The 22,778-nt window shown below is 65.7% G+C and carries 21 protein-coding genes; 14 read left to right on the top strand and 7 right to left on the bottom strand.

Annotated elements, in window-relative coordinates; genetic code table 11:
• Positions 1-40 precede the first annotated feature (40 nt).
• Both I3J27_RS27470 and I3J27_RS27465 read right to left on the bottom strand, forming a co-directional pair.
• Complete coding sequence (locus I3J27_RS27470; protein WP_270162013.1) at positions 41-544, bottom strand: flavin reductase family protein; 504 nt, start codon at positions 542-544, stop codon at positions 41-43.
• 48 nt (positions 545-592) lie between these two features.
• Positions 593-1,675 carry an LLM class flavin-dependent oxidoreductase gene (locus I3J27_RS27465; protein WP_270162012.1) on the bottom strand — a complete coding sequence of 361 codons (1,083 nt, stop codon included), beginning with the start codon at positions 1,673-1,675 and terminating at the stop codon, positions 593-595.
• A 121-nt stretch (positions 1,676-1,796) separates the two neighbouring features.
• Between I3J27_RS27465 and I3J27_RS27460 the strand changes: the two genes are divergently transcribed.
• The gene (locus tag I3J27_RS27460) at positions 1,797-2,714 is read left to right on the top strand and encodes a LysR family transcriptional regulator (RefSeq protein ID WP_270162011.1); all 918 of its coding nucleotides are present in this window, start codon (positions 1,797-1,799) and stop codon (positions 2,712-2,714) included.
• Between the two features lie 7 nt (positions 2,715-2,721).
• Here I3J27_RS27460 and I3J27_RS27455 read toward each other — a convergent pair whose 3' ends face one another.
• Positions 2,722-3,606: an SMP-30/gluconolactonase/LRE family protein gene (locus tag I3J27_RS27455; protein ID WP_270162010.1), complete on the bottom strand. Its 885-nt coding sequence runs from the start codon at positions 3,604-3,606 to the stop codon at positions 2,722-2,724.
• A 110-nt stretch (positions 3,607-3,716) separates the two neighbouring features.
• Between I3J27_RS27455 and I3J27_RS27450 the strand changes: the two genes are divergently transcribed.
• Positions 3,717-4,391 (top strand): TetR/AcrR family transcriptional regulator, encoded by a 675-nt coding sequence (locus I3J27_RS27450; protein WP_270162009.1) that lies wholly within the window; start codon positions 3,717-3,719, stop codon positions 4,389-4,391.
• A gap of 18 nt (positions 4,392-4,409) precedes the next feature.
• On the opposite strand, the gene I3J27_RS27445 is transcribed toward I3J27_RS27450, so the two are convergent.
• Positions 4,410-5,387: a tripartite tricarboxylate transporter substrate binding protein gene (locus tag I3J27_RS27445; RefSeq protein WP_270162008.1), complete on the bottom strand. Its 978-nt coding sequence runs from the start codon at positions 5,385-5,387 to the stop codon at positions 4,410-4,412.
• Positions 5,388-5,561: 174 nt separating this feature from the next.
• Here I3J27_RS27445 and I3J27_RS27440 point away from each other — a divergent pair, with 174 nt between their 5' ends.
• From I3J27_RS27440 to I3J27_RS27390, 11 genes are all read left to right on the top strand, one after another.
• Positions 5,562-6,332, top strand: a complete 771-nt coding sequence (locus I3J27_RS27440; RefSeq protein ID WP_247410571.1) for an enoyl-CoA hydratase/isomerase family protein — start codon at positions 5,562-5,564, stop codon at positions 6,330-6,332.
• Between the two features lies 1 nt (position 6,333).
• On the top strand, positions 6,334-8,457 hold the full coding sequence (locus tag I3J27_RS27435; RefSeq protein WP_270162007.1) for an acetate--CoA ligase family protein: 2,124 nt from the start codon (positions 6,334-6,336) through the stop codon (positions 8,455-8,457).
• A 62-nt stretch (positions 8,458-8,519) separates the two neighbouring features.
• Positions 8,520-9,737 carry an ABC transporter substrate-binding protein gene (locus tag I3J27_RS27430; protein WP_270162006.1) on the top strand — a complete coding sequence of 406 codons (1,218 nt, stop codon included), beginning with the start codon at positions 8,520-8,522 and terminating at the stop codon, positions 9,735-9,737.
• 44 nt (positions 9,738-9,781) lie between these two features.
• Positions 9,782-10,993 (top strand): acyl-CoA dehydrogenase, encoded by a 1,212-nt coding sequence (locus tag I3J27_RS27425; protein WP_270162005.1) that lies wholly within the window; start codon positions 9,782-9,784, stop codon positions 10,991-10,993.
• Positions 10,993-11,763, top strand: coding sequence for an SDR family NAD(P)-dependent oxidoreductase (locus I3J27_RS27420; RefSeq protein ID WP_270162004.1), 771 nt, complete (start codon positions 10,993-10,995; stop codon positions 11,761-11,763). Before I3J27_RS27425 ends, I3J27_RS27420 begins: the two co-directional genes overlap by 1 nt.
• Positions 11,764-11,788: 25 nt before the next feature.
• The gene (locus I3J27_RS27415) at positions 11,789-12,820 is read left to right on the top strand and encodes an acyl-CoA dehydrogenase family protein (protein ID WP_270162003.1); all 1,032 of its coding nucleotides are present in this window, start codon (positions 11,789-11,791) and stop codon (positions 12,818-12,820) included.
• 11 nt (positions 12,821-12,831) lie between these two features.
• Positions 12,832-13,605: an SDR family NAD(P)-dependent oxidoreductase gene (locus tag I3J27_RS27410; RefSeq protein WP_270162002.1), complete on the top strand. Its 774-nt coding sequence runs from the start codon at positions 12,832-12,834 to the stop codon at positions 13,603-13,605.
• Positions 13,606-13,618: 13 nt separating this feature from the next.
• The gene (locus I3J27_RS27405) at positions 13,619-14,434 is read left to right on the top strand and encodes a carboxymuconolactone decarboxylase family protein (RefSeq protein WP_270162001.1); all 816 of its coding nucleotides are present in this window, start codon (positions 13,619-13,621) and stop codon (positions 14,432-14,434) included.
• Positions 14,431-14,898 carry a tripartite tricarboxylate transporter TctB family protein gene (locus tag I3J27_RS27400; protein ID WP_270162000.1) on the top strand — a complete coding sequence of 156 codons (468 nt, stop codon included), beginning with the start codon at positions 14,431-14,433 and terminating at the stop codon, positions 14,896-14,898. Before I3J27_RS27405 ends, I3J27_RS27400 begins: the two co-directional genes overlap by 4 nt.
• A 12-nt stretch (positions 14,899-14,910) precedes the next feature.
• The gene (locus tag I3J27_RS27395) at positions 14,911-16,410 is read left to right on the top strand and encodes a tripartite tricarboxylate transporter permease (RefSeq protein WP_270161999.1); all 1,500 of its coding nucleotides are present in this window, start codon (positions 14,911-14,913) and stop codon (positions 16,408-16,410) included.
• A 31-nt stretch (positions 16,411-16,441) separates the two neighbouring features.
• Positions 16,442-17,596 (top strand): acyl-CoA dehydrogenase family protein, encoded by a 1,155-nt coding sequence (locus I3J27_RS27390; RefSeq protein ID WP_270161998.1) that lies wholly within the window; start codon positions 16,442-16,444, stop codon positions 17,594-17,596.
• Positions 17,597-17,610: 14 nt separating this feature from the next.
• On the opposite strand, the gene I3J27_RS27385 is transcribed toward I3J27_RS27390, so the two are convergent.
• Positions 17,611-17,961, bottom strand: coding sequence for a RidA family protein (locus I3J27_RS27385; protein WP_270161997.1), 351 nt, complete (start codon positions 17,959-17,961; stop codon positions 17,611-17,613).
• 330 nt (positions 17,962-18,291) lie between these two features.
• On the opposite strand from I3J27_RS27385, the gene I3J27_RS27380 reads away from it, so the two are divergent.
• Positions 18,292-20,613, top strand: a complete 2,322-nt coding sequence (locus tag I3J27_RS27380; protein WP_270161996.1) for a molybdopterin guanine dinucleotide-containing S/N-oxide reductase — start codon at positions 18,292-18,294, stop codon at positions 20,611-20,613.
• A 138-nt stretch (positions 20,614-20,751) separates the two neighbouring features.
• Here I3J27_RS27380 and I3J27_RS27375 read toward each other — a convergent pair whose 3' ends face one another.
• Together I3J27_RS27375 and I3J27_RS27370 are read right to left on the bottom strand one after the other, a co-directional pair.
• Positions 20,752-21,735 carry a helix-turn-helix domain-containing protein gene (locus I3J27_RS27375; protein WP_270161995.1) on the bottom strand — a complete coding sequence of 328 codons (984 nt, stop codon included), beginning with the start codon at positions 21,733-21,735 and terminating at the stop codon, positions 20,752-20,754.
• Between the two features lie 276 nt (positions 21,736-22,011).
• Positions 22,012-22,719 carry a hypothetical protein gene (locus I3J27_RS27370; RefSeq protein ID WP_270161994.1) on the bottom strand — a complete coding sequence of 236 codons (708 nt, stop codon included), beginning with the start codon at positions 22,717-22,719 and terminating at the stop codon, positions 22,012-22,014.
• Between the last annotated feature and the right edge of the window lie 59 nt (positions 22,720-22,778).

The raw sequence follows: 22,778 nt of genomic DNA, 5'->3' as shown, positions 1-22,778 counted from the left end.
AACGGCACTCCTCTCTGCGATTTCGGCCTGTTGGTGACGGCTACGCCTGCGGCAAGGCCCGCAGCGCGCCTTGGAAATTGACGAGAGGATCGCCATTGCCGCCGCGGGTGGCCACGATCCTGCCGATGAAGAGACCGTGCGTGCCGACCATCTGGTGATGATGCAGCACGCATTCCAGTGCGCCGATCGAAGGCTCCAGCAGCGGCACGTCGAGCACGCCTTGCTCCCAGGGTGCCGTCGCGAAGCGGTCGACGCCCTTGGCGCCGCCGGCGAAACGCAACGCCAACTCCTCCTGCCCCTTGCCCAGGAGACTGATCCCGAAGCGGCCGTTGGCGAGCATGGCACCGTGTGTCTCGGAACTCGCATTGATGCCGACGAGCAGGCAGGGCGGCTCCATGCACAGCGAGGTGACGGAGCTGACCGTCAATCCACGCCGTGCGTTCTCCGATCCCGTCGCCACGATCGCGACGCCGCTCGCGAGGTTGCGCATGGCCAGCCGAAACTCCGCGGCCTCGACCGAGCGGACATCGGTCATTTGAGACATCTGACATCCCATGACGTACCTCCGGACCTCGCTCCTCGCCGGTTGCGCTTACGCCGAAACCGCTTCGCCTGCGACCTTGCCCCGACCGGACTTCAGCTCTTTCCGGATCGCGGGAATGATCCTGCTGCCCCACAGCTCGATCTGGCGCAGCATCGTGCGCTGATCGAAATCGCCGAGTTGGGTCTGAAGCGCGATGTGGGTCGGCTTGAGAATGCTGATCTCCTCCAGCATGCGGTCGATCACCTGATTGACGCTGCCGACGGGCAAATTGCTCCGCATCGTCTCGAGGCTCATGTCGTTCGGCCCGGCCTCTTCCTTGATGAGGTAGCCGTCATCGCTCTGGGCACGGCGGAACTTCAGGCTTTCGGAGAGCCGGCGCTGGAAGCGCGCATTGTCCAGATACGACTGGATCTCGCTGTCATTGTCGCTGGCATAGGCGCAGCGCAGGAAGCCGAAATGCGTGTCGTCGATCGAGCGGCCTTCCTTGGCCGCGATCTCCTCGAGGCGTTCGCGTAGCGCCTTGATGGCGTCGAGGCCGTTCAGCAGCGCGGTCACGAACAGATTGTGATTGTCGCGAATGGCGCGGCCGAGCGTCTCGCCGTGGCCGGAGGTCACCCAGATCGGCGGCATTGGCGTCTGCACCGTGCGCACGGCGATCGCGGTCGGCGGCATCTTCAGGTGCTCGCCGGAATAGGAGAAGATGCGCTCGCGCATGCCGGCCTGGAGCACGTCGTAGAATTCGGCGAACAATGCGTGCGAATGATCGAGGTCGACGCCGAAGCGGTCGAACTCGAATTTCTGGTAGCCCGAGCCGATGCCGAGATCGAGGCGGCCGTTCGAGACCGTATCGGCAAAGCCGATCTCGCCGAGCAGCCGCGCCGGATTGTACAGCGGCAGCACGCAGACGGCCGTGCCGAGGCGGATGCGCCTGGTCAGGCCGGCGCAATGCGCCACCATCATCAGCGGCGAGGGGCACAGGCTGTAATTGTTGAAATGGTGCTCGGCATACCAGGCCGTATCGAAGCCGGCGTGCTCGGCGGCCACCGTCTGCTCGACGGCGTTGTTGATGACCTGCTGCGAGGTCTGATGATAGCCGCGCTGCTGCGCCAGAATGAATACGCCGAATTCCATCGGTTGCGTCCTCCACTGAATCGGTCGCTCTTGCGACGCGTTGTCATCAGGCTAGGGCCTTGAGCTTTTTCGAACAATTGACGTATTCTGAGCATGTCCTTTGCAGAAACTGAAAAGATCGATGAACCGCCTCCAGGCCATGGAATTGTTCGTGAGCGCCGTCCGCGAGGGCAGCTTTTCCGCGGCCGGACGCCGCGTCGGGCTCTCGCCGGCATCGGTGTCGCGCTATGTCGGGGAGCTCGAGGCGCAGCTTGGCGTGCAGCTCCTGAACCGCAGCACGCGCCATCTCGGCTTGACCGACGCCGGCAAGATCTTCTTCCAGCGGACCGAGCAGGTGCTGCACGGCATCGAGGATGCCGAAGCCGCGGCGCTCGCGCTCCAGACCGCGCCGCGCGGCACCCTGCGGGTGCACTCGCGGACGCTGTTCGGCATCAAGGTGCTCTCGCCGCTGATACCCGGCTTTCAGAAGCTCTATCCGGAGCTGAAGGTGGAACTGCGCCTGTCCGAGCGGCACGCCCAGCTCCGCGAAGACGAGTTCGACGTCGACTTCCAGATCCAGGCGCCGAAGGATCCCGGCCTGATGCAGCGACGGCTGCTGCGGAGCGAGCGGATTCTCGTGGCCTCGCCCGACTATGTCGGACGGATGCCGAAGCTGCGCGCGCCGGAGGACATCACGCGCCACAACTGCCTGACCTACTGGATGGGCCCGGATGACGTCGTCTGGAAATTCATGCGCATAAACAGGCTACGCGAGATCGTCGTGCCGTCGTCCTTCGCCAGCAACAACGGCGTGGTGCTGTGCAATCTCGCCGTCAACGGGCAAGGGATCGCGCTGCTGGACGACTACACCGTGGCGGAGGAGTTGAAGAGCGGGCGCCTGGTCCGCCTGCTGCCGGGTTTCCGGGTGACGAACTCCACCTTCGACGAAGGGATTTATGCAGCGTTCCTCCAGAGCAGCTATTTGCCGGAGAAGATCAGGGTCTTCGTCGACTATATGGTGGAGAACGTGCCAAGGCAGATCAAGAGGTCGGCGCAGTAGCCGAAGGTCAGTCCGAGCCGAACCGGTGCGCCGGCAGCCCGCGAACGCCGAGGCCTTCGACGGCGAACAATCCGCCTGCATCCGGATGGTCGTCCGCGAGGGCGTGGCTGCGCGAAATCGACGTCACGTACAGCACGTCGAGATCGGGCCCGCCGAATGTCACGCTGGTCGGATGACGGATCGGCATCTCGATCGTCCGCACGATCGTGCCGTCCGGCGCAAACCGCGCGATCTTGCCGATGCGCACGAGAACGGACCAAAGGTAGCCTTCTGCGTCGACCGTTGCGCCGTCGCAGCCGGAGGCTTGCGCCTCCGTATCGGCGAAGACGCGCTTGTTCAGAAGCGGGCCGTCCCGACTGTAGTCATAGGCCCAGATGATCCGTCTGGCGCTGTCCGCGAGATAGAACGTCCGTCCGTCCGGGCTGAAGCACGGGCCGTTGCTGACTGCGAGGTCCGTCTCCAGCAGTTCCACCGCGCCTGATGCATCCAGGCGATAGAGGCCGCCGAGCGGCGCCTCGTCCGGCGCGCGGTCGCCGTGCATCGTGCCCGCCACGAAACGTCCATGGGGATCGGCCTTGCCGTCGTTCAATCGCACTTTCGGGTGGTCGAGCCCGATCGACGGACCTTGCGTCAGCGCGCGCCTGTCGAAATCGTAGCGGGCAAATCCATGGCGCAGGGCCAGGATGGCGCCGCCATCGCCTTGCAGCGCCAGCGAGCCGATCGGTGCGGGCACGCTGAACTGCTCGGCCGCGCCGGTGACGGGATCGAGCGTGTGGATCGATCCGGCCAGTGCGTCGATCCAATGGAGGCGCTGTCGGCGCTCATCCCACACCGGGCTCTCGCCGAGCTGGTCCTTTGTCGCTCCGATGCGCGTGATCCGGATCGCGCTCATGGTTGTTCGCACCGGGATCGCCGGGCTTGACCGATCGGTCGGTGAAAATCTAGGTTCATTCTAAAGGCCCTCGGGTTGGTGCCCAACTGGGCGGATGGATTGCGGAGTGCATGACTGAACTGTCAACGATGAAGGATGGCGTTGCGAACCAGGCCGAGGCCTCGGACCGCGTGCTTCAGATCCTCGCCGAAGCGGGGCGCCTGTTCGCCAGCAAGGGATTCGAGGGAACCTCGATGCGAGACATCGCGCTCGCCTGCGGCATCTCCAAGTCGCTGCTCTATCATCATTTCTCCAACAAGGACGAGATCTACGCGCGCGTGGCGGTCGGCTCGACGCTCGAGCTTTATCTGTTCGTCCGAGACCGCATCCCCGACGGGTCGCCGTCGCAGAAGATCCGCGCGTTCATGGTCGCCACGGCGGAGTACTTCCGGCGCTACCGCTGGGCCTGGATCGCTTCCACAACGGCGTTCTGGAACGATCCCGACCGACAGCGGCACAAGGAACGGCTGACGCGCCGCGACCGTTTCGAGAATTTTCTCCGCGGCCTGATCCAGGAGGCCATCGATGCCGGCGAGATCCGCAAGGTCGATGTTCCCATGACCGGGCGGCTGATCCTCTCCTCGCTCAACTGGATGCATCGCTGGTACAATCCCAACAAGTCCGCAACGCCCGAGCAGATCGCGGACATCTTCTTCGACATGATTTTCAACGGGCTGCGAAGCGGCGAACTGGTCGAACTTCCGGGGGCTGAGCCGCCGCGCGCCGGCCGGCGCAAGTCGCGCTGACCGGCGGGCAGCCGCACCTCATTCCAAAACGATGTTTTGCGCCTTGATCACCGGGCCCCAGAGTGCGGCGTCCTTGGTCAATTGGGCATCGAGCCGTTCCGGTGCGCCGGTATCGATCATCAGGCCGTCGGTCTCGAGCTGCTTTGCGATCTCGGGCTTCTGCATCGCGGCGTTGGCGGCCGCGTTCAGCCGCGCGATGGCATCGCGCGGCGTGCCCGCGGGTGCATGAAGCGCAGTCCAGAATGATGCCGTCAGGTCGGGATAGCCGGATTCGGCCAGCGTCGGTATCTCGGGAAGAGTAGCCATGCGCTTGTCCGAGGAGACCGCGAGGATGCGGAGCTGACCGCCGCGCGCGTGCTCCATGACGGCGGCGGGCGTCGCGAAGTTGAGGTCGCATTCGCCCGACAGCGTCTCCATGAAGGAGGCCGGATTGTTGCGATAGGCAACCTCGGTGACGGCAAACCCCATCGACTTGCCCATCATGATGCCGAACAAATGCGTGACGCTGCCCGGGCCCAGCGTGGCGTAGAACAACGGCTTGTCGCGCCCCTTGGCGTAAGCGACGAAGCTTTTCACGTCAGTGGCGGGCGTCCGCGCGTTCACGGTCAGCGACAGCGGCCCGTTGCAGAGCATGGCGACGGAGGCGAAATCCTCGAGCTTGTAGGGCAGGTTCTTGCGGAGCAGGACGTTCAGCGAGATCGGGCCGGTGCCGCCGGCCAGCAGGACCGAACCGTCCTTCGGCGCGCGCGCCACATATTGCGATCCGACGATGCCGTTGGCGCCCGGCTTGTTGTCGACCAGGACCGGCTGGTCGAGGGTTTCCGCCATGGCCTTCGCGATTGAGCGCATCAGGCTGTCGATCGAGCCGCCGGGCGCATAGGGCACGATGATGAAGATCGTCTGCGCGCGCGCTCTCACGATCGCGGGCGCGCCGAGCGGGGTGGCGAGGGCGCCGGCGATCAGAGTCGTGGCCTGGCGTCGGCTGATCCTGGGCATGCGAGTCCTCCTCAACGTCGTTCTTTGATTGTCCGCGAAGCTATCGGCTGACCGATCGGTCGGTCAATAGGGCATCAGCAGGATATTGCAAGCCGACATCGTTGGTGCTATCAGCACGGAAAGCTGACCGATCGGTCAGGCGTAACAAGCAAGACAGAAGCCCAGGAGGAAAGCATGTCAGGAGATATCGTCACACTCGAAGTGTCCGATCACATCGCGCTGGTGACGCTGAACCGCCCTCCGGTGAACGCGCTCGATCGCGCGATGCGCGACCGCATCGTGGCGGTGTTCGACGAGATTTCCGAGCGCAGCGACGTCAGGGTCGCGATCCTGACCGGCGCCGGAAAGGTGTTCTGCAGCGGCGCGGACTTGAAGGATCGTCCGGACCCGGCCAAGATCGGCGCGTTCCACAGCCACAACCGGATCACGCGCGAGACCGGCAACTGCATCCGCGAATGTTCGAAGCCCGTCATCGCGGCAATCAACGGCGTTGCGCTGGGGGCGGGCGTCGGCCTGATGGCCTCCTGCGATATTTTCTACGCCTGCGAGGAAGCCGTCTTCGGCATGCCCGAGATCAACGTCGGGCTCGCCGGCGGCGCGGCCATGCTGAACACGTTGTTCGGCCGCTCGCTGATGCGCCGCATGTTCTTCACCGGCTATCGCGTGCCGGCCGCCGAGCTCTACCGCCTCGGCATCATCGAGGCCTGCACGACCAAGGAAAACCTGATCCCCGAGGCCATGAAGATCGCCCGGGAGATCGCCTCGAAGAGCCCGATCGCGATGGAATACGCCAAGAACGCGGCGAACATGGTCGAGCTGATGCCGCCGCGCGACGCCTACCGCTTCGAGCAGAACATCACCATGGCGCTGTCCAAGACGGAGGACGCCAAGGAAGCGCGGATGGCGTTCCTGGAAAAGCGCACGCCGGTGTTCAAGGGGCGCTGAGATGCGGCCGGGAGAAGGTCTCGACGCGCTGATGTCGCCGCGCTCGATCGCGATCATCGGCGCCTCGCAGGAGGCGACCAAGATCGGCGGCCGGCCCGTCGATCTGCTGCGCCGGCACGGCTATTCGGGCCACATCTACCCGGTCAATCCGAAGGCCGCATTGGTGCAGGGCCTGAAGGCCTACGCCTCCGTCGCTGACCTTCCGGAGGCCCCGGATCTCGCGATCATCGCGGTCGACGCGGAGCGCGCAAGCGAGGCCGTGGAGCAGTGCGCCGCTCGCGGCGTCCGCAGCGTCGTCGTGTTCTCGTCCGGCTTTGCCGAGCTCGGCGAGCAGGGGCGTGCGATGCAAGAGCGGTTGCGACTGGCCGCGCGCAACGGCGGCATGCGGTTGCTCGGGCCAAATTGCCTCGGCGCCGTCAGCATTGCCGAGAAGAGCATCGCGACATTCTCGATCGTGCTCGAGCACAGCATGCCGGCGGCCGGCGCGCTCGGCATCGTGTCGCAGAGCGGCAATCTCGGCAGCTACACCATGCGCCTCGCCAGCGAGCGCGGCGTTGGCATCAGCCGCTTCATCACCACAGGCAACGAGTGCGACATCGACATTGCCGACGGCATCGCCTGGATGGCGCGCGATCCCGCCACCAAGGTGATCCTGTGCTGCCTCGAGGCCTGCCGCGACGCCGGCCGCCTGATCTCGGCGCTGGAGGAGGCGCGTGATGCCGGCAAGCCCGTCATCGCCATGAAGATCGGGACGTCGGCGGCAGGCCAGGCCGCTGCGGCCTCGCACACCGGGGCAATGGCAGGATCGGATGCGGTGTTCGATGCGCTGTTCGCCCGCTGCGGCGCGGTGCGCGTCCGCAGCATCGATGAGCTCATCGATCTCGGTCATGCCGCATCGATCCTGCTGCCGGACCGGCTGCCGAAGGGGCCGGGCATCGCGATCCTCACGGCGTCGGGTGGCTTCGGCGTGCTGCTCGCGGATGCCGCACAATCGGTCGGGCTGACGTTGCCGGAGCTTGGACAGCAGACGCAGCGCCAGATTCTGGAGCTGGTGCCGTTTGCGTCGGCGCGCAATCCCGTCGACGCCACGGCGCAGATGTCGAGCCGTCCCGATCTGCTGGCGAAGATCATGTCCGCCGTCGTCGCGGACGAGCGCACCGACACGGTGATCCTGCCGCTGCCGTTCTCGCTGCATCTGCCGCGTCTGCGCTCCATCTATATGGACACGCTGCGCAACATCCGCGCGCAATTCCCCCATCGTCCCGTCATCCTGTGCGTCGACGGTCCGGAGGACGCGCTGGCCGAGCTGCACGCGCTGGGCTTTCCGACGGTGGAAAGTTTTGATGGCTGTTGCGCGACCGTCGCGGCGCTGGTGCGGTTGCAGGCCGTGTCGAAGCATCCGCAGGACGTTCCCGCGGCGGTCGAGCGGGCCCAGCCGCTTGCAGCCGACGCATTCCGCCATGAGCTCGGCGCCAAGCGCGCGCTTGCCGATGCCGGTGTCCCGGTCCTGGCCGAGCGTCTCGTGCACGACGCGGACGCGGCGGCGCGCGCCGCCACCGAGATCGGCTATCCCGTGGTGCTGAAGATCGCCTCGCCCGATCTGCCGCACAAGACAGAGGCCGGCGGCGTGGTCGTGGGCGTAGGTTCGGAAGCCGAAGTCCGGCGCGCCTATGCCCAGATGCGTGATCGCGTCGCCACCAGGGCACCGCACGCGGCGATCGACGGCGTGATCGTGGCGCCCATGGCCAAGGGCGTCGCCGAACTGATCCTCGGCAGCCGCATCGATCCCGTGTTCGGACCGGTGGTGATGGTCGGCCTTGGCGGCATCTTCGCGGAGATCCTCCAGGACTCCGCCGTGCAGATGGCGCCGGTCAGCGAAGCGCAGGCCATGGCGATGCTGAAATCGCTCAAGGCGTTCGCGGTGCTCGACGGCGCGCGCGGCCGGCCGCGCGCCGATCTCGACGCCGCAGCGCGCGCCGTAGCCGCATTGTCGCGCTTTGCCGCTGCGCATGCCGACACGATCGCGGAGATAGACATCAACCCGCTGTTGTTGCGGGTCGAAGGCGAGGGGGCCGTGGCGCTCGACGCGCTGCTGATCCCGCAGGGCAAGCAGGCACGACACTGATTCAAACCACAAGAGGCCGCATAAGCCGGCCCAGAGGAAATGCGCAAAAGCAGGAGGAAACGGTGAAGAGAACGACGGTCACTGCGCTCGGCATGATTGCCTTGCTGCTCACGAATGCGCCGCTGTCCGCACAGGGCATCTCCGGCGATGTCGTCAAGATCGGCATCATGAACGACCAGAACGGTCCCTACGCCGACAATTGCGGCCTCGGTTCGGTCGCAGCCGCCAAGCTCGCGGTCGGCGACGTCGGCGGCACGGTCAATGGCAAGAAGATCGAGCTCGTGATCGCCGACGACCAGAACAAGCCCGACGTCGGCGTCGCCATCGCGCTGCGCTGGCTCGACAATGAAGGGGTCGATGCCATCGTCGGCTGCTCGGCGTCGTCGATCGCGCTCGCGGTGCAGGACATCATGAAGAACCGCAAGAAGCCCTATCTGCTGGCCGGCACGGCGGGCTCGTTCTTCACCAACGACAAATGCTCGCCGATGACCACGCAATGGGTGGTCGACACCTATGCCCAGCCAAAGGCCACGGTGAAGGCGCTGCTCGCGCAGGGCATCGACAGCTGGTTCTTCCTGACGGTGGACTATGCCTTCGGCAAGGCCTGGCAGGCGGATGCGACCAAGTTTATCGAAGCGGGCGGCGGCAAGGTGGTGGGCTCGGTGCTGCATCCGCTGAATTCGTCGGACCTCTCCTCGTTCCTGCTGACGGCACAGGCGAGCGGTGCCAAGGCGATTGCGCTCGCCAATTCGGGCGCGGATTTCGCCAATGCGATCAAGCAGGCGCAGGAGTTCGGGCTGACCAAGAAGCAACTCCTCGTCCCGCTCGGCCTCATGATCAGTCAGACCCACGGAATTGGTCTCAAGGATCTCCAGAACGTGCGGCTGACGACGCCCTTCTACTGGGACATGACGCCGGAGAGCCGGGCCTTTGCCAAGCGCTATGCCGAGGCGACCAACGGTCAACTCCTCAACGAAGGCAAGGCGGCCACCTACAGCGCCATTACGCATTATCTGAAGGCCGTGGCCTCCGCGGGCTCGGACGACGGCGATGCCGTGATGCGGCAGATGAAGAGCACGCCGATCAACGATTTCGAGATGACGAATGTCGCGATCAGGGCCGACGGCCAGGTGATGCGCCCGCTCTATGTCGCGCGGATCAAGACGCCGGCGGAGTCGAAATACACCTACGACTATTACGAGATCACCGGCACGATCGCGCCCGAGGATGCTTGGCGGCCGGCCTCGGAGAGCGCCTGCGATCTTCTCAAGTCGCAGTGAGGGCAGCACGTCTCGGTACGTATGGCGAAAGCAGGAAGCAGGCGATGAGTGTAGTTGAAGCGGTATCGACGCAAACCGTCGCGGGTGAGAACCTGACGGGCGAGGCCTATCGCGATGCGATGCATCGCTGGCTGCATGCCAGTCTTCCTGCCAGTTTCCGCAGCGACAGCGCCGCATTCGCGCCGCCGACGCTGCCGCAATCCGTCGCCTGGGAAGCCGCGATGTATCGCGCCGGCCTGACCGGAATTACCTGGCCGCAGGCCTATGGCGGGCATGGCCGCAGCTTGCGCGAGCATCTCATCGCCAATCAGGAGATCGGGGCGCTGGCGATGCCGGAGAGCGTCAACTCGATCGGCAAGGAGCTCGCGGGCCCCATCATTCTGGCAGTCGGCACCGAGGAGCAGAAGCGGCGCTTCCTGCCCGCGATCCTCGATATGCGCAATATCTGGTGTCAGGGATTCTCCGAGCCCGAAGCCGGCTCCGATCTCGCCGGGCTTCGCACGCGCGCCACGCGGAGCGGTGACGACTGGCGGATCAACGGCCAGAAGATCTGGACCAGCGGCGCCTACCGGGCGCAGCGCTGCCTGGTGCTCGCCCGCACCGGTCAGCTGGAGGACCGGCATCGTGGCCTTGCCATGTTCGCGGTGCCGCTCGATGCGAAGGGCGTGCGCGTGCGCACGATCAAATCGATCGACGGTCGTGAGAGCTTCTGCGAGGTTTTCTTTGACGACGTCGAGGTCGCGCAGCTGGATGCGATCGGTGCGCCCGATGAGGGCTGGGCCGCGGCGATCCGCGTGCTGGAGATCGAGCGCGCGACCAATCGCATGTATCGCGCCTGGCGGTTCGAGAACGAGCTGCGCCATCTGATTTCGGCGAGCAAAACGGACCCGGTGCTGTCCGGGATGGTCGCGGACCGGCATTACGCCGTCAGGCTCGGTGAGGTCGCGGTCGAGATCGAGGTGTTGAAGGCGCATGTCGAGACCGCCGTCGAAGCGCTCGCGAGCGGCGACAAGATCGGGGCGCGCGGCAGTCTGGCGAAACTGTACTGGAGCGAGTCGCATCAGCGCTTTGCCGCACTTGCCCTGGAGCTGCTCCAACAGGCGTCGTTGCCGCAGAGCCCGGCGATCAAGGTGGCACGGCGGCGCTTCGAGGCGATCTACCTTCAGGCGCGCGCCGAAACGATCTATGCCGGCACGACCGAGATCCAGCTCGGCATCATCGCTGACCGGATTCTCCAGCTATCGAGGGGCAAATAATGGCCGCCCAGGGTGAGGCCGCGGGTCTGTTGCACGATCGTCTCGTCATGGTGACGGGCGCGGGGCAGGGGATCGGACGCGCCATCGCGCTGGGGGTTGCCTCCGCGGGGGCAAGAGTCGCCGTGGCCGATCTGCGGCAGGAACGGGCGGAGGTCACCGCAGGCGAAATACGAGCCGGAGGCCGGGAGGCGATCGCCTACGCGCTCGACGTGACCGACGCTGCGGCGTGTACCGAGATGGCGAAGCGGGTCGATCAGGAATTCGGCTCCGCCGACGTCATCGTCAACAATGCCGGAATCATCATTCGGGAGCCGATCGACAGCCCGCGCGCGCACGAGAATTGGCGCCAGGTATTCGACGTCAACGTCAACGGCACCTTCAACGTGGTTCATGCCTTTATTCCCGCGCTGCGCAAGTCGCGGGGGTGCATCATCAACGTGGCGTCGGTCGCGGCCTTTGGCGGCATGAATGGTGCGCTCGGCTATTCGCCGTCCAAGGGGGCGGTGAGGCTGTTCACGCAGGCGCTCGCCCGCGATCTCGCGCCTGACGGCATCCGGGTCAACGCCGTCGCGCCCGGCATCATTGCGACCGAGATGAGCGAGAGCACGCGCGATAACCCGGCGAGGCTGTCCGGTCTGATGGGGCGGACCCCGTTGAAGCGCGTGGGCCAGCCGGACGAGATCGCAGGGCCGGTGATCTTTCTCGCCTCGGCGATGGCGTCCTATGTCAACGGCGTCATCCTGCCCGTCGACGGCGGGTATCTCGCCTAGTGAGCAGCAGTTTTCGAAGAGGACTATGATGACCATGGCCGGTGAAGGACTTCAACCCGACGAGTTCGCGGCAACCGCTGCACGCGCAGTGACCGCATGCGCGGGTCTGGATGTGCGCGAACAGGCGCAAAATCTCGCCGGTGACGGTCTGCTCGGCGTCGTCGCGGACGAGGAGGTGGGGGGACTTGCCCTGCCGCTCGGCTTTGCGGTGCCGGTGATTGCGGCCGCTCATTCGGGATTGCTCGCCTTTCCGCTCCTGGAGACCATTCTCGTCGGCCGCCTGCTCCAGTCATCGCTGACGCGGCTGGCCGCTGCGGTCGTCTCCGGCAAGACATTGGCCACGATCGCATGGCAGGGCGAGGCCGTCGCCGAACGGGACGGCGGGGTGCTGCTGCTGAGCGGAACGGTGGCGCGCGCGCCTTGCGCAGCGACCGTCGACTATATCCTGGTGCGGATGAGCGACGGCGCCGCGGCATTGATCCCGACCAATGCCGAAGGTGTTGTGGTGGAGGAAGCAGCCGGCCTCGACCTGACGACGCCGGAGCACGCGGTGCGGCTCCAGAGGGTCGAGATTCCGATTGGCTCCATCCTGCCGGCGGACACATGGGACACGCTCGGCTCCGATGCTAACGTGCTTCGCGCTGCGGCCATCCTGGGATCGGCCGAAGCCTGCCTGTCGCTGGCGCAGGAGCATGCCTCGACGCGCCGCCAGTTCGGCCACGCTCTGTCCTTTAACCAGGCCATCCGTCACGCGCTGGCGCGCCAGAAGCTGGGACTTGAAAGCATCCGTCACGCGATCACGCGCAGCCTGTCCGGGGACGGCGGTCCGGTTCAGCGCGATGCCGCGTTTCTGGCAGCAGCGACCTATGGCAGCTCGATCAGCGAAGGCGCGTTGCAGATCCATGGCGGCATGGGTTTTACCTGGGACGTCCCGGTGCATCGTCATTTGCGCCGCATCCGCACACTCCAGGCTCAGGGCGACGCCAGCGGGCTGATCAGCGCGTTCGGCCGCCGCTACGTATCGGAAGTTGCTCCATTCACCGAAGCGGGAGCATGAAGGAGATGACCATGACCGAGACCAGGGATCAGACGCTCGCGGGCCGCGTCGCACTCGTCACCGGCGCCGGGAACGGGATCGGCCGCGCGACCGCGCTCAAGCTCGCCGCGCGCGGCGCAATCGTCGGCGTTAATGATCTGAAGCCGGAGTTCGTGAGCAGCACGGTGGAGGCCATCAAGGCAGCGGGTGGCGAGGCGCTGGCCGCCACGCAGGACGTATCGACCCGCGACGGCATGCGGCAGGCGGTGCTGGGATTGGCGGAGCGACAGGGCCGCTTCGACATCCTCGTCAACAACGCGGCCTGGGTCCGCTATCAATCGGTCGCGGACATCGCGCCGGAAACCGTCGAGCGCATGCTCAACATCGGCTTCAAGGCGGTGATGTGGGGCATCCAGGCGGCCGCGGAAGTCATGGATGCCGAACGCGGCGGCGCGATCGTCAACGTCGCCTCGGTGGCTGGCCTGATCTCCGCCAAGAACAGCATGGTCTATAGCGGCATCAAGGCCGGCGTGATGGGCATTACGCGCGCTGCCGCGGCGGAGCTCGGTGCGCGCAACATCCGCGTCAACGCGGTGGCGCCCTCGGCGATTCCGACCGAGGGGACCATGCGCAACCGCAACGCCGAGCTCGATGCGCGCCGGATCGAACGGACGCCGCTGGGCCGGCTCGGCACGGTCGACGACATCGCCAAGGCGATCTGTTTTCTCACCGGCGATGAGAGCAGCTTCATTTCGGCGCAGGTGCTCACCGTCGATGGCGGGATCGTCCTGACCAACATTGCCTGACGGTGGAAGCGCGATGTCCGATCTGACGCCGGAACAACAGGTGCTGAAAGAGGCCTACATCAAGGCCCGCGGTTATTGGCGACCCTGGACGGAAGGCCTGTTGCGCCTCGATCCCGGGTTTCTCGACACCTATGGCAGATATGCGGGCTATCCCGCGGCCACGGGGCCGCTCTCTTCCAAAATGTGCGAGCTGATCTACGTCGCACTCGACGGCTCGTCGACGCATCTGTTCCGCGACGGCCTCGCGCTGCACCTCCGCCTCGCGCTTCAGCAGGGCGCCACGGCACGGGAGATCATCGACGTGTTCCGCCTCGCGACGGCCCAGGGATTGGACGGCTGCAATCTCGGCATCGGAATCCTGGCGGAGGAATTGGCAAGCGCGGGCCTGGAGGTCGACCAGTCCGAGCTCTCGGACGAGCAGAGTGCGCTGCGCGATGCCTATGTCGCACAATTCGGGGACTGGCCTGATTTCTGCGAGCAATGGCTGCGGCGCGATCCCGGCTATTTCGCCGTTTTGCTGGATCTCCTCGCGGGCGGGCAGGCCGGAGACGGTCTCGACCAACGCTCGCAATGCCTGATCTCGATCGCGTTGAACGCTTGCTTCACGGCGCTCAATCCCCACGGGCTGCGCGTGCAGATCAGGCGCGCCCTGCGGCTCGGCATCGCGCAGCGGGAGATCCTTCAGGTTCTCCAGATGACGGCTCATCTCGGCGTCCACGCCTGCGCGATCGGCGTGCCGGTTCTGATGGAAGCGCTCGACGAGCGCGCCGCGAAGGCCGATGCGGGCGAGGACGGGAAACGACCGACCCAGGGAGGAGAACCGGAATGAAGGGGTTGGCGATCCGCAATCAGAGGGCTTTCGCGTCGGGCGCCCTGTTCCTCGCCTTCGCGATCTTCTTTTTCGTCGAGGCATTGGCGTATCCCGCAGGCACGGCCGCGAAGATGGGACCGGGCTATTTCCCACGCCTGCTCGCGATCGTGCTCGCCGCCATTGGTCTCGTCGTGATCCTCGGTGCTGTCCGGTCGACCGCGGATCGGGAAGCGCTGCGCAGATGGGATCTCAAGGGGCTCGCCTGGGTGACCGGCTCGGTGGTCCTGTTCGGCGCCCTGCTGTTTCCGCTCGGTCTGGTCGGAGCCCTGTTCGTCCTGATCATGGTGTCGAGCCGGGCCAGTCACGAGTTCACCTGGACGGGTGCGCTGGCGAACGCGGCCGTGCTGATCGCGCTGTGTCTGGCCGTCTTCGTCTACGGCCTCGGGCTGCCATTGCCCGTCTGGCCGTCTCTTCTCAACTGAACGGGCCGATCGATGGATCTCTTCCACAATCTCGCGATCGGCTTTGCCACGGCAGCCCAGCCCGCCAATCTGCTCTACGCCTTCGTCGGCTGCCTGCTCGGGACCTTGATCGGCGTGCTGCCGGGCCTCGGCCCGCTCGCAACCATCGCGATGCTGCTGCCGATCACCTATGCGCTGCCACCGGACGCCGCGCTGATCATGCTCGCCGGAATCTATTACGGCGCGCAATATGGCGGCTCGACCACGGCCATCGTCGTCAATCTGCCCGGCGAGTCTTCATCGGTCGTGACCACGATCGACGGCTATCAGATGGCCAAGCAGGGCCGCGCGGGCGTGGCGCTCGCCACCGCCGCGATCGGCTCGTTCTTCGCCGGATGCGTGGCGACGCTTGCCCTGGCCGCCCTCGCAGGTCCGCTGACCGCGACCGCGCTGCTGTTCGGCCCCAAGGAATTCTTCGCGCTCATGATCCTGGGCCTGATCCTTGCCTCCGTGCTGTCGAGCGGCCCGTTCATCGAGGGCATCGGCATGGTCGTGCTCGGCATGCTCTTGAGCCTCGTCGGCACCGATTTGAACAGCGGCAGCCAGCGTTTTGCCTTCGGCGTCCCCCAGCTGTTCGACGGCCTCGATTTCGTGCCGCTGGCGATGGGCATCTTCGGCTTTGCCGAGATCGTCAAGAATCTGGAGCAGGACGACAAGCTGTCGCTGGTCACCCAGAAGATCACCAATCTGTTTCCGACCCGCGACGATTTCCGCCGCATGGTGCCGGCGATGCTGCGCGGCACGGCGCTCGGCACGCTGCTGGGAGTCCTGCCCGGCGGAGGCGCGGTGCTATCGTCCTTCGCGTCCTATACGCTTGAGAAGAAGCTGTCGCGGCGTCCCGAAGAGTTCGGCAAGGGCGCGATCGAGGGCGTCGCGGGGCCGGAGTCCGCGAACAACGCCGGCGCCCAGACCTCGTTCATTCCGCTGCTGACGTTAGGGGTTCCCTCCAACGTGGTGATGGCGCTGATGGTTGGCGCCATGAACATCCACAACATCCATCCGGGCCCGGAGGTGATGACGAAGAATCCGACCCTGTTTTGGGGCCTGATCGTCTCGATGTGGGTCGGCAATCTGATGCTGCTGATCCTCAATCTTCCGCTGGTCGGGTTGTGGGTGAAGCTGCTCACCATTCCCTATCGCTACCTGTTTCCGGCGATCATGGTGTTCTGCTCGATCGGCGTCTATTCCATCAACAGCGGAACGTTCGAGGTCTACGAAGCCGCATTGTTCTGCGTGTTCGGCTACGTCCTGATCAAGCTCCAATTGCCGGCGGCGCCGCTGCTCCTGGGCCTAGTTCTGGGCCCCGCGATCGAAGAGAACTTCCGCCGCGCCATGGTGCTGTCGCGCGGCGACGTCACCGCGCTGTTCACCTCGCCGCTCTCGGCGAGCCTTCTGGCTGCGGCGGCCATCGCGATCCTCCTGATCATGCTGCCCACGATCCGTGCGCGCCGCGAGGAGGCGCTCCAGGAATGACATGCATGAGATGCATCGGAAGGCTGCAGCCATGATCCGGGAACCTGCCGCCTTCGAGGCCCTGCTGGAGCGCGTTCGCCGGTTCGTTCGCGACATTGCCATTCCGGCCGAGGCGCGCGTCGAAAGCTGCGATGAGGTCCCAGCGGATATCGTCGCCACCATGCGCACGGAGGGCTTCTTCGGCTGGAGCATCCCGGAGGCCTATGGCGGCGCCGGGCTCACCACGGAGGAGCTCGTGCTGGCCGCATTCGAGCTGTCGCAATGTTCGGTCGCCTTTCGCGCCCGCGTCGGCACCAACACCGGCATCGGCTCGGAGGGAATCGTCGCCGACGGGACCGAGCAGCAGAAGCAGACCTACCTGCCGCGCCTTGCCAGCGGTGAATGGACCGGCTGCCTCGCCGTGACCGAGCCCGATGCCGGCTCGGAGGCTTCGAACGTCAAGACCATCGCCCGCCGCGGCGGCGATCACTACATTCTCGACGGCGAGAAGTGCTTCATCACCAACGCGCCCCTGGCCGACATTTTCACCGTTACGGCGCGCACCGATCCGCACACGAAGGGCGCTTCGGGCGTCTCGGCCTTCATCGTCGAGCGCGGGAGCGTGGGCCTTGCGACCGGTGCGCCCTACCGCAAGATGGGGCAGGCGGGCTCGCCCGTGGGTGCGGTCTATTTCAACCAGTGCCGGGTGCCGGCGGCCAATCTGATCGGCGGCCGCGAAGGCGTGGGCTTCAAGACCATCATGAAGGTGCTGAACAAGCAGCGCATTCATCTGGCCGCCCTGTCGACCGGGCCGGCGATCCGGATGCTCGACATGGCCATCCGCCATACCGGCAGCCGCGTTCAGTTCGGCGAGCCGGTCGGCAACTATCAGCTCGTCCAGGCGATGATTGCCGATTGCCGGACGGAGATCTTTGCGGCGCAATCGATGATCCTCGAGACCGCGCGCAAGCGGGACCGCGGCGAGGACGTCGCGCTCGAAGCATCGATGTGCAAATATTTCGCGACGGAGATGTGCGGCCGCGTGGCCGATCGCTGCGTGCAGATGTTCGGCGGCGCCGGCTACATCGCCGATCACTCGTCGATCGAGCGCTGGTACAGGGACATCAGGCTGTTCCGCCTCTACGAGGGGACCAGCCAGATTCACCAGCTCAACATCGCGCGTCTCGCGCAGCGAAAGGCCATGTGACGAGGCCGGCGGCGCTATTGCCGCGCGGCGATCGCGGTCATCTCGAGCTTGACGCCCGGACCGAGATCGGCGACGCCGATGGCGGCGCGTGCCGGCAGATGAGCTTCTGCAAAGCGCGCCTTCCAGGCCGCGTTGAACGCTGCCTTCTCCTTCAGGTCGGTCATGTAGATGGTCACTTGCAAGACGCTGGCCAGATCTGATCCGAGGGTCTTCAGCAGGTTCGCCAGCTGGCCGAGGACGTCGCTCGCCTGGCCCGACATATCGAGGCTCGTGTCCTCGGGGACGATTCCCCCGATGTAAAGCACGCCATTGTGCTCGACCACTTCGTGGAGCAGACCTTCGTAGGGCAGGACGCGCTTGATCATGATGAGACCGATGTTGTGGTGGGGAGGTTGGCCATATCGCACGTTTCAATGTCACTGTCGTTGGAAGAGATTTTGCACGCATTCTTGCCGGGAGATGGATCGGGCTGTTCCGGGTTCGGCGGAGTAAAGCATTGAAATAAAGTATAAAATGGGTCGAAGGTTCGCGCGGGCTCGTTCCCTCGAACGTTCGCCAAGCTGCCCTTGCACGAGGGCCTGGCATTTTCGCCGGCCCTGATCCCGACGACATCGGGGAGCGGATCGTTATACTGCCACCCGAATTGACACGGGAGCGGCGGGGACCGTGGCGCGACCGGAACAAGGAATGCAATGATGGACGATACGATTGGCTTCCCCGACCCCGGTCTCGACCTGTCCGACGGCTTCAAGCCCCACACCTCGCACTGGGGCGTGTTTTCGGCGCGTCAAGGCGAAGCGGGACTCGAGGTCAGGGCCTATGCGGGCGATCCCGATCCGAACGGCATCATCGACAATTTCCCCGGCGCGCTGCGGCACCAGGCGCGCATCGCTCAGCCTGCGATCCGCCGCGGCTGGCTGGAGCGCGGGCCGGGCCCCGACGACCGCCGCGGCCGCGACGAATTCGTCTCCGTGAGCTGGGAGAAGGCGCTCGATCTGCTCGGCGACGAGCTCGGCCGCATCCGCGACACACGCGGGCCCGGCGCCGTGTTCGGCGGCTCCTACGGCTGGTCGAGCGCGGGGCGCTTCCATCACGCGCAGAGCCAGGTGCATCGCTTCCTCAACATCGCGATGGGCGGCTATGTGCGCTCGGTGAACAGTTACTCGTCCGGTGCGTCCTCGGTGCTGCTGCCGCAGATCCTCTGCGGTTATGAGGACATCACCAAGCGCAACGTCACCTGGGAGCAGATCGCGACCGAGACCGACATCGTGCTGGCGTTCGGCGGCATGGCTCTGAAGAACTCCATGGTGGCCGGCGGCTCGATCAGCAAGCATGTCGAGCGCGGCGCCATGGAGGCTGCGCGCCGGCGCGGCTGCGAGTTCATCCTGATGAGTCCGCTGCGCGAAGACCTGCCCGTCGAGGCCGGCGCCGAATGGATGAGCTGCGTGCCCGGCACCGATACCGCGCTGATGCTCGGCATCGTTCACACGCTGGTCAGCGAAGGCCTGCACGACCAGGCCTTCCTCGATCGCTACACGGAAGGATGGCCGGTTTTCCTGCGCTACCTCACCGGCGAAACGGATGGCCAGCCCAAGCATGCCGAATGGGCCGCCGCGATCTCAGGTGTCGCCGCCGACACGATCCGCACGCTCGCCCGCCGTCTCGCCGGAAAGCGTGCGCTCATCACCGTCTCGCATTCGCTCCAGCGCGCCGAGCATGGCGAGCAGCCGGTATGGATGGGCATGGTGCTGGCGGCCGCGCTCGGCCAGATCGGCCTTGCCGGCGGCGGCTACGCCTATTCGCTCGGCGCGATCGGCTATTACGGCCGCCGCGTCAACGACGTGCCGGGGCCGACGCTCGGGCAGGGCCGCAACGGCGTGCGCGACTTCATTCCGGTTGCGCGCATTGCCGACATGCTGCTCAACCCCGGCAGCACCTATCGCTACAATGGCGAGACGCGCACCTATCCGGACATCAGTCTGGTCTACTGGGCCGGCGGCAATCCCTTCCATCATCACCAGGACATCAACCGCCTGCGCAAGGCGTTTGCGCAAGTCGATACGTTCGTCGTGCACGATCTCGGCTGGACCGCCACCGCGCGGCACGCCGACATCGTCCTGCCCGCGACCATGACGCTCGAGCGCGAGGACATCGGCTATTCCAGCAACGATCCCCTGATGGTCGCGATGCACCGGATCGCCGAGCCGTTCGGCCTTGCGCGCGACGATTACGAGATCTTTGCCGATCTCGCCGAACGTCTCGGCGCCCGCGAACCTTTTACGGAAGGCCGCACGTCGCGGCAGTGGCTGGAACATCTCTATGAGCCGACCCGCGCGTCGCTCGCCAAGCGCGGCCTCGAGGCCCCGAGCTTCGACGAATTCTGGCAGCGGGGCAGTCTCGTCGTGCCGCAACAGCCCGACGACGGCGGCCGGCTGCGCAGTTTTCGCGAGGATCCGGTCGCGCATCCGCTGCCGACGCCGAGCGGACGCATCGAGATCTTCTCGGCCAAGATCGCCGGCCATGGCGATGCGGATTGCCCGGGCCATCCGGTCTGGCTCGACAAGACCGACATGCCGAAGCCGGGCGCGCCGTGCTTCCTCGTCGCCAACCAGCCCGTGACGCGCCTGCACAGCCAGCTCGATTTCGGCGGACATTCGCTTCAAGGCAAACATCGCGGCCGCGAGGTCGCCCGCATGAACCCGCGCGACGCCGACGCGCGCGGCATCAAGGACGGCGACATCATCCGCCTGTTCAACGACCGTGGCGCCTGCCTTGCCGCGGTCCACGTCACCGATGGCATCGCGCCCGGTGTGGTGCAGCTTCCGACCGGCGCCTGGTACGATCCCGCCGACCCCGAAGACGACGCGCCGCTCTGCGTTCACGGCAATCCGAACGTGCTCACCCGCGACATCGGCACGTCGTCCTTTGCGCAGGGATGTACGGGGCAGTTGACGGCAGTGGAAGTGGAGAAGTTCGCGGGCAATCTGCCGCCGATCCGGGCGTTCGATCCGGTGTAGGGGACGCCTGCTGCTTGCCTCGCCATTGGAAGCGCGGCGACAGACGAAAAAGGGGCCGCCCTGTGTGGGCGCAGGGACGGCCCCGAGAGGCTCGCAGACCCGGGAGGAGAGGGGCGCGAGCCGGCGCAAATGGACGAGCTACGCGGCCGCGCTTGCGATCCAATCTCCGTCGGCGGAAGGACGGCGCCGCGGCGACGCTTCGACCTCAAAGCGCTGGCTTTTGCTGGCGAGGCGCCAGCGTGCCGGAGACTGGCCGCTGATGCGCTTGAACACGGTCGAAAAATGCGCCTGGGTGCTGAAGCCGACGGCCAGCGCGATCTCCGCCAGCGGCCGCTCGGTCGACGCGAGCAGGGTCTTCGCGTGCTCGACCCGGTGATTGAGCAGATATTCGCGCGGACGATAGCCGGTCGCGGCGCGGAATTGTGCCGCGAAATGCATCCTGGAGAGGCCCGCGACGTTGGCGAGCTCGGACAGGCTGATGCAGCGATCAAAGTGATCGGCGACATATTGCTCGATGCGCCGCAGCCGCCATTTCGGCAAGGCATTGACCTTTGCGCGCGGCAGCTCGAGCCTGGTCAGATGCATCGCGAGGGTTTGGCCGATGCAGCGGGCGAACGGCCGGTCCGCGGCATCGCCATGTTCGGTCAGGGCCTTGGCGAGCTCGGCGGCGAGCGGGTCGCGCAGCAGGACGAGGTTATCGAGGCCCTCGATCGCGGGCAGCCCCGCGGGAAAATGATCGGTGGAGATGTGGAAGTGCAGGAAGGCGCAAGGCGCCTGGAATTGCGCGGCCAGCGGCTTCGACGGCGCGCTGACATACAGAGTGCCTGCGGGCATCGTGCCGTCGAAAATGATCTGGCGGTCGCGGCTCAGCTTCGCGCGCGTGGTCTTCAGCGCGATGGCGACGAAATAGCGATCCTCCGGCGTCGTCGCCTGGTGCGACGAGATGTCCCGCGCGTCCTCCCACCGTGAAATCGCAATGGTCTCGCTCGCGGCCCGCTCGTTGCAATCGAGCTGCCGCCATGTGCTCTCCCGTGCGACGGCCCGTGTTTGCTGCGGGGCCTCGCCGTCCCGGGTGGCGGCTCGAAAATCGATCCGGCTGCGCGCCTGCAAGTCGGTGAACATCGTTCGTCCTCTCTCGTCTCAATGACCGCTTGAGGCGGCCGGCGAACGCGCAAGTCCGGCGTTCGCGATGGTGAGAGAGTAGGCGCGTGAGCGCCAGGCCGCTCGTTAGGGGTGATTAGGAGTTGTTAGTTGTTGTGTGAGCACAGGCGGTGTGACAGCTCGCCGCAGGAGGCTTTGTTTTATGCGGTTTTTCAATTCATTGCGCGGATTGGCGCAGCTTCGGCGCAGTCCACATCCGGTTCACTCACGCGACCTCGTCCGTTCTCGCGCATGCCGCTACTCGAACACGGCGTCGAAAATCTCGACGTCCATGAGCACAGGCTTGGTGATCACCGTTCCGTCAGGCCGCAGGGTCTGTGCACGGCGCAGCGTCGGCACGACGATGCCGCCAAAACTGTCGTGCGCCCAGGAGTAATGCGCGACCTTCATTCCGAAGAGATCGTGATCGGTCCGCCGTTGCAGCGCGTTCTCGTCGAAATAGAAGATCTGCTCGGGCGCGAGCGTGATCAGGTGCGGCGGGAATTGCGCCCGCAGCCGCCGCCAGGTGTCCGCGTTCTCGCGCCACGGTGTCAGCTCCTCCGTGACGACGTCGGGATGGGCGAGCAGGAATGGGTTGGTCAGATAATTCCAGATAGCGACGCCGCAGAAGAACACGAGGTGCAGCTCGTCCACGAGCGCAGGGGAGCGGGTCTCGGGAAATGCAAGGCTGGGGTTGTTCCAGGTGCGCAGGACCTCACCCTCGAGGCTTTCGATCGTGATCGCGTCGGGATGAAAGGAGCCGGAGTACTCGCCCCCGGTGATGCCGGTGAAGCGGACCGATTGGGACCGGGTCGAGCCCTCCGCGGTCACATCCTTGAACTCGCTGGCATGTCCGGTGCCGGAGAATAGCGAGCCGCCGACGGAAAGGTGGAGCGTGAACCGGTTCAAGCTGTTCCAGCGGGCCATTCCGCCGCTGGCTTCGATCACATCGTCAAGAAGCGCCATGTCCCGCCATATCCGCCATGAAGTGTCTCCACCATGGCGGGGCGGATGCTGATTGGCGT

Origin of the sequence: Bradyrhizobium xenonodulans, assembly GCF_027594865.1 — a bacterium.
Classification (GTDB): domain Bacteria; phylum Pseudomonadota; class Alphaproteobacteria; order Rhizobiales; family Xanthobacteraceae; genus Bradyrhizobium; species Bradyrhizobium xenonodulans.
This window is presented reverse-complemented; position numbering and strand designations above follow the sequence as displayed.

Bases quoted from the DNA above. Each gene is read 5' to 3' on its own strand.
- I3J27_RS27470 (WP_270162013.1), bottom strand. From the start codon at position 544: ATGTCTCAAATGACCGATGTCCGCTCGGTCGAGGCCGCGGAGTTTCGG.
- I3J27_RS27465 (WP_270162012.1), bottom strand. From the start codon at position 1,675: ATGGAATTCGGCGTATTCATTCTGGCGCAGCAGCGCGGCTATCATCAG.
- I3J27_RS27460 (WP_270162011.1), top strand. From the start codon at position 1,797: ATGAACCGCCTCCAGGCCATGGAATTGTTCGTGAGCGCCGTCCGCGAG.
- I3J27_RS27455 (WP_270162010.1), bottom strand. From the start codon at position 3,606: ATGAGCGCGATCCGGATCACGCGCATCGGAGCGACAAAGGACCAGCTC.
- I3J27_RS27450 (WP_270162009.1), top strand. From the start codon at position 3,717: ATGACTGAACTGTCAACGATGAAGGATGGCGTTGCGAACCAGGCCGAG.
- I3J27_RS27445 (WP_270162008.1), bottom strand. From the start codon at position 5,387: ATGCCCAGGATCAGCCGACGCCAGGCCACGACTCTGATCGCCGGCGCC.
- I3J27_RS27440 (WP_247410571.1), top strand. From the start codon at position 5,562: ATGTCAGGAGATATCGTCACACTCGAAGTGTCCGATCACATCGCGCTG.
- I3J27_RS27435 (WP_270162007.1), top strand. From the start codon at position 6,334: ATGCGGCCGGGAGAAGGTCTCGACGCGCTGATGTCGCCGCGCTCGATC.
- I3J27_RS27425 (WP_270162005.1), top strand. From the start codon at position 9,782: ATGAGTGTAGTTGAAGCGGTATCGACGCAAACCGTCGCGGGTGAGAAC.
- I3J27_RS27420 (WP_270162004.1), top strand. From the start codon at position 10,993: ATGGCCGCCCAGGGTGAGGCCGCGGGTCTGTTGCACGATCGTCTCGTC.
- I3J27_RS27415 (WP_270162003.1), top strand. From the start codon at position 11,789: ATGATGACCATGGCCGGTGAAGGACTTCAACCCGACGAGTTCGCGGCA.
- I3J27_RS27410 (WP_270162002.1), top strand. From the start codon at position 12,832: ATGACCGAGACCAGGGATCAGACGCTCGCGGGCCGCGTCGCACTCGTC.
- I3J27_RS27405 (WP_270162001.1), top strand. From the start codon at position 13,619: ATGTCCGATCTGACGCCGGAACAACAGGTGCTGAAAGAGGCCTACATC.
- I3J27_RS27400 (WP_270162000.1), top strand. From the start codon at position 14,431: ATGAAGGGGTTGGCGATCCGCAATCAGAGGGCTTTCGCGTCGGGCGCC.
- I3J27_RS27395 (WP_270161999.1), top strand. From the start codon at position 14,911: ATGGATCTCTTCCACAATCTCGCGATCGGCTTTGCCACGGCAGCCCAG.
- I3J27_RS27390 (WP_270161998.1), top strand. From the start codon at position 16,442: ATGATCCGGGAACCTGCCGCCTTCGAGGCCCTGCTGGAGCGCGTTCGC.
- I3J27_RS27385 (WP_270161997.1), bottom strand. From the start codon at position 17,961: ATGATCAAGCGCGTCCTGCCCTACGAAGGTCTGCTCCACGAAGTGGTC.
- I3J27_RS27380 (WP_270161996.1), top strand. From the start codon at position 18,292: ATGGACGATACGATTGGCTTCCCCGACCCCGGTCTCGACCTGTCCGAC.
- I3J27_RS27375 (WP_270161995.1), bottom strand. From the start codon at position 21,735: ATGTTCACCGACTTGCAGGCGCGCAGCCGGATCGATTTTCGAGCCGCC.
- I3J27_RS27370 (WP_270161994.1), bottom strand. From the start codon at position 22,719: ATGGCGCTTCTTGACGATGTGATCGAAGCCAGCGGCGGAATGGCCCGC.